The organism is Pseudomonas sp. RL_105y_Pfl2_101 (assembly GCF_963970585.1).
GTDB lineage: Bacteria > Pseudomonadota > Gammaproteobacteria > Pseudomonadales > Pseudomonadaceae > Aquipseudomonas.
This window is the reverse complement of record NZ_CAXAPG010000107.1, coordinates 1-1,950: the sequence shown is the minus strand read 5'-3', so window position 1 is coordinate 1,950 and position 1,950 is coordinate 1. Positions and strand designations below refer to the sequence as shown.

2 protein-coding genes are annotated in these 1,950 nt (G+C 61.8%); both read left to right on the top strand.

The window, feature by feature from the left end; genetic code table 11:
- Positions 1 to 1,071, top strand: a 1,071-nt coding sequence (gene istA, locus AACY31_RS28600) for an IS21 family transposase (protein ID WP_339505626.1), incomplete at its 5' end; no start/stop codon positions are given.
- A gap of 19 nt (positions 1,072 to 1,090) precedes the next feature.
- Positions 1,091 to 1,846, top strand: a complete 756-nt coding sequence (istB, locus tag AACY31_RS28595) for an IS21-like element ISPsy14 family helper ATPase IstB (RefSeq protein WP_339483778.1) — start codon at positions 1,091 to 1,093, stop codon at positions 1,844 to 1,846.
- Positions 1,847 to 1,950: the final 104 nt, after the last annotated feature.

Sequence of the window (1,950 nt, the reverse complement as noted above, 5' to 3'; positions counted from 1 at the left end):
CGGCGAACCGGCGAGATCCGCCAAACGCAGATCTTCGTCGCCGTCCTCGGCGCGTCCAGCTACACCTTTGCCGAGGCCACCTGGTCGCAGAAACTGCCCGACTGGCTGGGCTCGCACGTGCGCTGCTTCGCCTTTTTCGGCGGTACATCGCAGATCCTGGTACCGGACAATCTGCGCAGCGGCGTTACCAAAGCGCATCGTTACGAGCCTGACATCAATCCCAGTTACCGCGACCTGGCCGAGCATTACGGCGTGGCCGTATTGCCTGCCAGATCCCGCAAGCCTCGGGACAAAGCCAAGGTCGAAGTCGGCGTGCAAGTGGTCGAGCGCTGGATCCTGGCAGTGCTGCGCAACCGCCAGTTCTTCTCGCTGGGCGAACTCAACACGGCAATTGGACTGCTGCTGGATCGACTCAATCAGAAACCCTTCAAGAAGCTGCCCGGCTCACGCCGGTCGGTCTTCGAGACCATCGACCAACCCGCGCTGCAACCGCTGCCGGAACACCCGTACGTCTACGCCGAATGGAAAAAGGTACGAGTACACATCGACTACCACGTCGAGGTCGACGGCCATTACTACTCGGTGCCGTATCAGCTGGTGAAGCACCAACTCGAAGTGCGGCTGACGGCGCAGACCGTTGAATGCTTCCACGCCAATCAGCGCGTGGCCAGCCATCTGCGCTCGGCACATAAAGGCCGCCACACCACCCAAACCGAGCACATGCCCAAGAGCCACCGCGAACATGCCGAGTGGACACCGCAACGGCTGATCCGCTGGGCCGAGCAGACCGGCCCGAACACGGCTGGCGTCATCGCCCACATCCTCGAACGCCGAATCCATCCGCAGCACGGCTTCCGCGCCTGCCTGGGCATCCTGCGCCTGAGCAAACAGCACGGCGAAGAGCGGCTGGAAGCCGCTTGCCAGCGTGCGCTGGCGCTGGGCGCATGCAGTTACAAAAGCCTCGAATCGATCCTGCGCCAAGGCTTGGAACGGCTGCCGCTGACCCAGCAAAACCTGCCACTGCTGCCCGAAGAGCACATCAACCTGCGTGGCCCCGACTACTACCACTGACCTGAAAAGGAGCATCAAGATGCTACCCAACCCGACTCTGGACAAGCTGCAAACCCTGCGGCTGCACGGCATGATCAAAGCGCTGAACGAGCAACACGCAACGCCCGACATCAGCGATCTCAGCTTCGACGAACGCCTTGGCCTGATGGTCGACCGCGAACTGACCGAGCGTGAAGATGCTCGGCTGACCACTCGCCTCAAATCCGCGAGACTACGCCACAACGCCTGCTTGGAAGATATCGATTACCGCAGCCCACGCGGCCTGGACAAGGCCCTGATCCTGCAACTCGGTAGCGGCCAATGGCTGCGTGACGGCCTGAACCTGATCATCGGCGGCCCGACAGGCGTAGGCAAAACGTGGCTCGCCTGCGCGCTGGCCCATAAGGCTTGCCGGGACGGTTACAGCGTGCGTTATCTGCGTCTGCCTCGCTTGATGGAAGAACTGGGCCTGGCCCACGGCGACGGTCGCTTCACCAAACTCATGGCGGGTTATGCCAAGACCGATCTGCTGATCCTGGACGACTGGGGCCTTGCACCGTTTACCGCCGCGCAGCGGCGCGACATGCTGGAACTGCTGGACGACCGTTACGGAAACCGCTCGACGCTGGTGACCAGCCAGATGCCGGTGGATAAATGGCATGCGCTGATCGGTGATCCGACCTTGGGCGATGCGATCCTCGACCGGCTGGTGCACAACGCTTACCGCATCGAACTGAAGGGCGAATCGATGCGCAGGCGCGCAACGAAATTGACTGCAACCGGGACTTCAGACTAACAATGCGAACCTGCGTCGCTGCGCTCCGACTGCCTGTCCAAGTGAGCGTGGAATGAGTGTCCAAATGATCGTGGGCTGAGTGTCCAAGTGTCGTGGAATCCGCA